The organism is Pontibacter sp. HJ8 (assembly GCF_054824225.1).
Map to the genome: position 1 here is coordinate 1 of NZ_JSYF01000132.1, position 7,861 is coordinate 7,861.

The window sequence follows — 7,861 nt, forward strand, 5'->3', positions numbered from 1 at the left end:
AACCCTACATCGTCACATGAACGTCTATGGAAACCTAGCAGTAACAGCCAGCTTTGATAGCAGCTCCTGCGCCTTGTTAACAAACCACCCTGCTTCTAAGAACTCTTTTCAGGAGGAAGAAGTAGTGGAATTTTCTACCATCGATGGAGAAGTTATAACTTCTGTAGCCGGTACAAATGCGCTTAAGAGAGGCGCTGGAATTCTGATTGGAGACTATTTTGTTGGTATATCAGAATGCTTGTCCAACTTGAGCAACAGACCATTTCTGAGATACTAAAGCTTGTGCTGATTGAAATAATAGATTAAGAAATCAAAAACGTTGGTTGTTTGTGTTTAGATTAGGCAAGTCGCCCTGCAGAAAACCTGCAGGGCGTTTGTTATTCAGGGCACTTGCGAGTTAGCAGGAAGCATTTCCGTTCTTCCCTTATTCAAGCGATACCCGGCACTCCTATATCCAGGTCTTGCGTTCACTGAAGTGATTGCAGCCAAACATGGCACCTGTGATCATTTCAAATTGTCTGGGCTTTTTATCTTCCCGTCCTTCGTGGATCAAGGGAAGTACATAGGCAGGCTCCAGGGCATGCTGGCCCGTTAACTCGTCACATACTCCGAATTCTTTGCTTTGTAACTGTACTTTATTGGGGTCTTGCTCCCAGTGGTTGCAATGATTGCAGGTAGCTTCCATAGTCGTTCAGGTTTAGATTCAACATAAGTTAGTATTACAGTAATACTCCCTTAAGACCAGAACAGGTTGCGTTAAAGCGCTGTTTTAAAGTAATTTAGAATAAAGCTAAACAAGAATAGTGTTATTTTAGCTTCCCTCAGCGGCTTGCGGAAACAGGTTAGAAGTGCAAAAGCTAAAAGCCCTCAATCCGGCAAGGACTGAGGGCTTTGTAGCATGCAGGCGTGAAGGTATACAAAGGCTTACTCCTGCAGAATCGCTTCTATCTGCACTAATTCGTCGGAACTGAAGTGCGTGTTGGAGAGGCTTAACAGGGAGTCTGCTAGCTGCTCTGTTGAGCTTGCTCCGATCAGCACGGACGTCACCCGCTCGTCTTTCAATAGCCAGGCCAGGGCCATTTGTGCCAGCGATTGCTCCCTGTTCTGAGCAAGCTGGTGGAGCCGCTGAATCTGGTGTATTCTTTTGTCTGTCACTTCTTCTTTCTGAAGATGCCCGTGCGCCTTGGCAGCCCGGGAGCCGACAGGTATACCCTGCAGGTACTTGTTGGTCAGGAGGCCTTGCGCCAGGGGTGAGAAGGGTATGCAACCCACGCCCTCCTGCTTCAGCAGGTCCAGCAAACCGTCCTCAACCCAGCGCTCAAACATCGAATATTTGGGCTGATGGATCAGGCAGGGCGTACCCAGCTCCCGCAGCAGGCGGAAGGCCTCTGCCGCTTCCTTGGGCTGGTAGTTTGAAATGCCTACATACAGGGCTTTTCCTTGCCGAACGATCAGGTCCAGGGCCGCCAGGGTTTCTTCCAGGGGTGTATCCGGGTCCGGGCGGTGATGGTAGAAAATGTCCACATAGTCCAGCCCCATGCGTTTCAGGCTTTGGTCCAGGCTGGAGACCAGGTACTTTTTAGAACCCCAGTCGCCATAAGGACCGTCCCACATCTTATAGCCTGCTTTGGAGGAGATGATCAGTTCATCGCGGTATCCCCGGAAATCTTCTTGGAGGATCTTGCCGAAATTTTCTTCTGCCGAGCCCGGAGGCGGACCATAATTATTGGCCAGGTCGAAGTGCGTGATACCGGCATCAAAGGCAAAGTGCAGCATGTCGCGCGCATTTTCCAGCGTATCGACATGCCCGAAATTATGCCACAACCCCAGCGAAAGGGCCGGTAATTGCAAACCGCTCTTGCCACAGCGACGGTATACCATCTTGCTGTAGCGTTCTGAATCAGGCTTATACGCCATAATTAATTATTCTTTCAGATGGATGTAACATCAACTCCATACGCTTCTCTCCCGCCAGTTCCGGCTCCTTTGAAGAAGGAATCGCTATACCTATACCTATACCTATACCTGCTTTACAGGAAAGCTCAACGCCTGCTGTGAGGCACACCAGGCGTTGAGCATTCGGATGGTATTAGAAATAAGTCGCTTATTGCATTAGGGTATTCTTCACGTAATCGTAGCTCTGTGCGATGCTTTGGAAGGGATCCATAGACGCCGCAAAGTTTTCCTGCTCCACAAATACACGCTCCACACCCGACAACTTGGCCTGGTCGAATATCTCCTTGTAGTTGATGCTGCCGCTGCCGATTTCAGTGTTCAGCTCAGGGGAATTCTTGTCCATGTCTTTCACGTGCCACATCACAAAGCGTCCTGCATGCTGTTTGAAATAATCGACCGGTACACGGCCTCCTCTGACAAACCAGTAGAGGTCCGCTTCAAAACTCACAAGGGAAGGATCGGTTTCTTTCAGCAGGATATCGTAACCGGTGGTGTCGCCAAATTGCTTGAACTCAAAGTCATGGTTATGGTAGGCAAGCTTCAGGTTGGATGCTTTACATAGTTCACCTGCTTTGTTAAGCTTCTCAGCTATCGCTTTGTAGGCATCGGCGCTACCACGTACTTCCTCGCCCAGGTATGGAACCGTAATATAGTCCTGCCCTACTTCCTTGCCGGCCTCGATATAGGTTTTGACGGCATCCGTATTTCCTGTTGCCATATACTGCCCAAAGTCATAATGACCGCTACTGGAAATGAGACCGTTTGTGTTCAGCAGCTCCCGGAAAGCCTTGGGTTCCAATCCCCAGAAGCCCCGGTCTTTGGAATAGCCGTAGGTTTCCACATCCTGGTAACCGGCTTTTGCGACCTTTCCGATCACTCCATTCACATCGCTGGAAATGACCTCGCGTAAGGAATAAAGCTGTATACCTATCGTATCAATCACAGCGCTGGCTGCTGTGGTGGTAGTAGTAGTATCGGCCGTTGCATCTCCTACGGTTGTGGTCCCATCCGTAGGCTGGTCTGAGGAACTGCACGAGATCATAGCCGGCGTAAGTACAACACCTGCTGACAACAGACCCAGCTGTTGAAGGAAAGATCGTCTATTTTTCATGGTTTTATTCAAAGAGTAGATGTTTGTGAATAGTATATGTCTTTAGTGATAAGCTTGCATCAGACGTCGCATACCTGGATGGCTTTGCGGAGGGAGGCCAGTTTGTCTTTCCCTTTCGGGATAAATTCCTGGGCTACGAAACCTTTAAAGCCTGTCTCTTTGATAGCGCGTATTATCGCAGGATAGTTGAGTTCCTGCGTTTCATCAATCTCATTGCGTCCCGGTACGCCAGCGGTGTGGTAGTGCGCAATGTACTGGCGGTTGTCGCGGATCGTCCGGATGACATCGCCCTCGTCGATCTGCATGTGGTAGATGTCGTAGAGCAGCTTGAAGTTTTCAGAGCCCAGCCGTTTGGCCAGTTCTGCTCCCCACCAGGTTTTGTCACACTGGTAGTCTTTGTGATCGACCTTGCTGTTCAGCAACTCCATCACCAGCACCACTTTGTGCTTTTCGGCCAGCGGCAGGATCTTCTTTAATCCTTCGACCGAATTTTGCAGCCCGGTCTCATCGTCCATACCGTCCCGGTTACCGCTGAAGCAGATCAGGTTCGTATACCCTGCTTTGGCTACAAGCGGAATCATGTCGGTATAGTTTTTTATAAGCGTGGCGTGATGCTTTTTGTTGTTCCAGCCTTCGGTCAGACTGATCTCGGCGCCATTGCACATGGTAGACTCCAGGCCATGTTTCTTCAGCACAGGCCAATCCTTCGGCCCCACGAGGTCGATCCCTTTTATACCCATTCCCTTTGCTGCAACACAAAGTTCTTCGACTGACAAATCGTTAAAGCACCAGCGGCAAACGGAGTGGTTGATATTTCCTTTCAATTGTGTGGAGGTTTCTGCTTCTTCTGCACAGGCTGTAAAGGAAGCCAGCATACCGGTTGCCGTGAGGGCTGCGGTTCCTGCAACGATTCCTTTGATGGCCGTTCTGCGGTTGTTAGTGTGTGACATAAAAAATTCTAAAACGGTTGGTGCTATGGTAAACTGGTTAATTCCTGGCGCTCTGAGCCAACGCCGAAAGGCTTGTCTGTGGCCACTGCAGGTCCTTGCTTGTCTTTGAAGAACAGCATAAACAGCAGCGCGACTACAGCAGCAATACCGGCTGGTACCAGCCATACATCCTGCCAGAAGTTCTCAGAACCAGCGCCTTTGTAATATTCACTGATAAAACCTGCCACCCAGAAACCAATTAGCATACCTACGCCATACGTCGCCAGGGTAACCAGGCCCTGTGCTGAACTCTTGTACTTCTCCCCTGCTCTTGCATCGGTATAGATCTGGCCCGACACAAAGAAAAAGTCATAGCAGATACCATGTAGCGCAATGCCAACGATGAGCATAAACGACAGTTCGTCTGCATTGCCGTAAGCAAACAGCAGGTAGCGCACCGCCCAGGCAAACATACCGACCAGGATCGTTTTCTTGAAGCCATACCTGGAAAAGAACACAGGCAGCAGCAACAAAAACAATACTTCAGAAATCTGGCCGAGCGTCATTTTACCCGTCGGGTTGTCCAGGCCAACTTCTGTTAAGAACGGGTTCGCATTCTGGTAGTAAAAAGCCAGGGGAATACAGATGAGGATGGAGGAAATGAAGAAGATCAGAAAGTCTCTGTTCTTTAACAAGCTGATAGCATCCAGGCCCAGGATATCTGCGATCCGGTTGCTTTTATCCTGCTGTTTGACGGGCGGAGTCTTCGGCAAAAGGAAACTAAAAATACCCAAGATCAAAGAGGCTATACCTGCCATCATAAACGTGTTCCGCAGAAAACCCTGCGCTATACCTTCCGAAGAGTCCCAGTGGAATAAATAACTGATGGACAAACCGGCCACAATCCAGCCGATCGTGCCCCATACCCGGATCGTAGAGAATTCTTTCTCCGGGTTCGTCATTTGCCTGAACGAAACAGAGTTTACCAGGGCCAGCGTAGGCATATAAGCCACCATGTAGGCAAATACATACGGATAGAAATCGGCTATATTATCTGCGCTGTACATCTGGTACATTAAGAAAGCGCCTATCAGGTGCAGAATTCCCAGAATCCGCTCGGCATTGAAATATTTGTCGGCTATAAGCCCGATGATGAAGGGGGCAATGATGGCTCCGAAAGACTGTGTGGAGAACACGCTTGCCGTTTCAAGTTCAGAAGCTTTCAGGTTGTTGCCCAGAAAAGTGCCTAACGTTACAAACCAGGCGCCCCAGATAAAGAACTCCAGGAACATCATGGTGGACAGTTTGATGCGGGTGATTGAATTCATGGTGAAATCGTTACATGAAATGGTTGAAACAGGGAAAGCCCGGCATACCTGCTACCGGGACTTGTGTGAGGTGAAAGCTAAAGTCTCTTGATCCTGATGTTGCGGAACCACACATTGTCGCCGTGGTCCTGCAGCGCGATCTTACCCGATTTGAAAGTACCAAAACCAGGCATGTCCTTAAATTTGCTTCCGGCTATCAGTTTTTTCCAGTTGTCGTCCCACAGGGTGGTACTCACTACTTTTTCACCATTCTGATAAAACTCCAGCTGGCCGTTGTTGCTGATGATCTCGACCTGGTTCCACTCGCCTGCCGGTTTCACGGTTTCAGGGCTGCTGGCGATCAGGTCGTACAAGTCGCCGGCGCGGTGTTTATTGATTTTGGCATCGGGGTGGCCGGCATTGTCGAGTACCTGCATTTCCGGGCCTGTCTGCCAGGCGTGGTCGTACTTGGTGGTGTCTTCCTGTGCATAGAAGATGATGCCGCTGTTACCATCTTTGGCGATCTTCCAGTCCAGTTTCAGGTGAAAGTTGTCGAAAGCCTGCTCCGTTAAGATGTCTCCCCCTTCGTTTGTCTGCCAGTCTTTTTTGTTGGAAGCGTCCAGGCGCAACGTACCGTCTTCCACTTTCCAGGCTTTGCCTATACTACTCTTCCCGTAGGTATGCCAGCCCTGCGTTGTCTTTCCGTCAAAGAGCGGCTCAAAGCCTTCTTCGGTAGTGGCAACAGAGGTGGTATCCTGCTGGGCTGGATTCTCATTATCAGTCGTCATATCATTTTCTGATTGCGGGGATTGGCAGCCTGCCAGCAGGGCAGTCAGCGATAAGCCAGTTAAAACTTTGCGTAGCATAGGTCTTTATTTTCTGAGGGATAAGATGTAGCGGGACATTTCTTTGGCATCCTCCCGGCTGATGTTCGGGTGCGGCGTCATGGGAACCTGTCCCCAAACACCGGCGCCGCCTTCTATGATCTTGCCGGCCAGGTAGTCGATGTTCTTGTCGTTGTTCTCATACTTCTTGGCCACTTCCACATAAGCCGGCCCCACCAGCTTCTCTTCGATCTTATGGCAGGCAAGGCAATCGGATTTGGCAATCAGCTTCTCACCTTTTTCCACGTTTACTGCCTCGGCTACCCCAGCTGTACGGTCCGTACCGATGCTCATTCTGTTGGTATCCACTTCGGATTGCCGGGCAGAAGCACTGACTTTCGCGGCTGCCGCTGAGTCCGTTTCCGGACTTTCATAGTATTTATCGCCCTCTTCTGTTGCGGAGGTATCACCGGCTTCCTTTCCGGCGTTGTCTTTGCTGTTGCAGGAAGCCAGCAAAGCGAAGCAGCAGCTCAGGAGAATAACTGATTTTTTCATAGTGTCAAGTGTTTGTCTGTAAGTTCTAAACTGTAAAATCGATCCATTTTTTGTCGGACTTTCCGGAAGCGATCACATTTTCAATGAAAGCCATACCACGTACGCCTTCTTCTATACCTGGATAGTCCTGCCATTCTGCCTCCGGTTCTTTGCCTTCGAGTTTGGCCTTCACACACAACGCGAAATTGCGGTACAGGTTAGCAAATGCTTCCAGGAATCCTTCGGGATGGCCTGCCGGAGTACGTGTATTGTGCTGCGCGTAGGAACTGACATAACCCCCACCGGTGCGCCAGATTTCGGCCGGCCGATCGAGCCACTTTACCTGGAGCGTGTTGGCATCGGCATGTTGCCATTCGATCCCGCCGTGCTCGCCGTACACCCGCACCCGGACATTGTTTTCTTCTCCGGCTGCCACCTGCGTTGCGATCAGTACCCCACTGGCCCCGTTGTTGAACCGGAGCAGCACGGCACCGTCGTCATCCAGTTTGCGGCCTTCCACCACAATGTTGATGTCGGCGCATAGTTGTTTCACTTCCAATCCGCTGATGTATTCGATCAGGTTGAAGGCATGTGTGCCGATGTCCCCCATCGAACCGGCTTTGCCGCTCTGGTTGGGGTCCGTACGCCAGGACGCCTGTTTGTTGTCGCCGCCTTCTTCGAACCGGCTCAGCCAGCCCTGCGGATACTCGATATACACTTTGCGGATCTTGCCCAATTTGCCGGAAGCCACGAACTGCCGGGCTTCTTTTACCATCGGGTAGCCGGTATAGGTATGCGTGAGGCAGAAAAGTGTGCCGGACTGCGCAGCAACCTGTTGGAGTTCAAGCGCCTCCTCCAGCGAGAAGGTCATGGGCTTGTCCATGATGACATGAAAGCCGTTTTCAAGCGCCAGTTTCGCCGGCTCAAAGTGTACGTGGTTCGGCGTCACGATGCTGATCACCTGGGCCCGCTCCTCTTCGGGCAATTGCTGCTCCTGCTCTATCAGGTCCTGGTAGGTAGCATACACCCGGTCCGGCGCTAGCCCCAGAAGCGTGCCGCTGGCTTTCGATTTTTGAGGATCACTGCTGAAGGCGCCGCAGACCAGTTCATACTCACCATCCAGTTGAGCCGCATGCCGGTGAACTGCACCTATAAAGGCACCTTGTCCACCCCCTATCATACCTAAGCGTAGTTTCTTAT

At 50.7% G+C, this 7,861-nt stretch carries 10 protein-coding genes; 1 reads left to right on the plus strand and 9 read right to left on the minus strand.

Annotated elements, in window-relative coordinates:
* Positions 1-277: hypothetical protein (locus OB13_RS07230; RefSeq protein ID WP_461489484.1), on the plus strand; the 277-nt coding region annotated here is incomplete at its 5' end.
* A gap of 171 nt (positions 278-448) precedes the next feature.
* Here OB13_RS07230 and OB13_RS07235 read toward each other — a convergent pair.
* The 9 genes from OB13_RS07235 to OB13_RS07275 form a co-directional block, all read right to left on the minus strand.
* On the minus strand, positions 449-685 hold the full coding sequence (locus OB13_RS07235; protein ID WP_461489485.1) for a hypothetical protein: 237 nt from the start codon (positions 683-685) through the stop codon (positions 449-451).
* 239 nt (positions 686-924) lie between these two features.
* The gene (gene mgrA / locus OB13_RS07240; RefSeq protein WP_461489486.1) at positions 925-1,917 is read right to left on the minus strand and encodes an L-glyceraldehyde 3-phosphate reductase; all 993 of its coding nucleotides are present in this window, start codon (positions 1,915-1,917) and stop codon (positions 925-927) included.
* Positions 1,907-2,065: a hypothetical protein gene (locus tag OB13_RS07245; RefSeq protein ID WP_461489487.1), complete on the minus strand. Its 159-nt coding sequence runs from the start codon at positions 2,063-2,065 to the stop codon at positions 1,907-1,909. The genes mgrA and OB13_RS07245 overlap by 11 nt, the downstream gene beginning before the upstream one ends.
* 39 nt (positions 2,066-2,104) lie before the next feature.
* Positions 2,105-3,067, minus strand: coding sequence for a sugar phosphate isomerase/epimerase family protein (locus OB13_RS07250; protein WP_461489488.1), 963 nt, complete (start codon positions 3,065-3,067; stop codon positions 2,105-2,107).
* 59 nt (positions 3,068-3,126) lie between these two features.
* Positions 3,127-4,017: a hydroxypyruvate isomerase family protein gene (locus OB13_RS07255; protein ID WP_461489489.1), complete on the minus strand. Its 891-nt coding sequence runs from the start codon at positions 4,015-4,017 to the stop codon at positions 3,127-3,129.
* A 23-nt stretch (positions 4,018-4,040) separates the two neighbouring features.
* Positions 4,041-5,324 (minus strand): nucleoside permease, encoded by a 1,284-nt coding sequence (locus OB13_RS07260; RefSeq protein ID WP_461489490.1) that lies wholly within the window; start codon positions 5,322-5,324, stop codon positions 4,041-4,043.
* 77 nt (positions 5,325-5,401) lie between these two features.
* Positions 5,402-6,169, minus strand: coding sequence for a 3-keto-disaccharide hydrolase (locus OB13_RS07265; protein WP_461489491.1), 768 nt, complete (start codon positions 6,167-6,169; stop codon positions 5,402-5,404).
* A 6-nt stretch (positions 6,170-6,175) separates the two neighbouring features.
* Positions 6,176-6,682 (minus strand): c-type cytochrome, encoded by a 507-nt coding sequence (locus OB13_RS07270; protein WP_461489492.1) that lies wholly within the window; start codon positions 6,680-6,682, stop codon positions 6,176-6,178.
* 25 nt (positions 6,683-6,707) lie between these two features.
* The coding region (locus OB13_RS07275; protein ID WP_461489493.1) for a Gfo/Idh/MocA family protein at positions 6,708-7,861 on the minus strand (1,154 nt) is incomplete at its 5' end.

Coding starts and splice junctions, on each gene's coding strand:
- OB13_RS07235 (WP_461489485.1), bottom strand. CDS start 685: ATGGAAGCTACCTGCAATCATTGCAACCACTGGGAGCAAGACCCCAAT.
- mgrA (WP_461489486.1), bottom strand. CDS start 1,917: ATGGCGTATAAGCCTGATTCAGAACGCTACAGCAAGATGGTATACCGT.
- OB13_RS07250 (WP_461489488.1), bottom strand. CDS start 3,067: ATGAAAAATAGACGATCTTTCCTTCAACAGCTGGGTCTGTTGTCAGCA.
- OB13_RS07255 (WP_461489489.1), bottom strand. CDS start 4,017: ATGTCACACACTAACAACCGCAGAACGGCCATCAAAGGAATCGTTGCA.
- OB13_RS07260 (WP_461489490.1), bottom strand. CDS start 5,324: ATGAATTCAATCACCCGCATCAAACTGTCCACCATGATGTTCCTGGAG.
- OB13_RS07265 (WP_461489491.1), bottom strand. CDS start 6,169: ATGCTACGCAAAGTTTTAACTGGCTTATCGCTGACTGCCCTGCTGGCA.
- OB13_RS07270 (WP_461489492.1), bottom strand. CDS start 6,682: ATGAAAAAATCAGTTATTCTCCTGAGCTGCTGCTTCGCTTTGCTGGCT.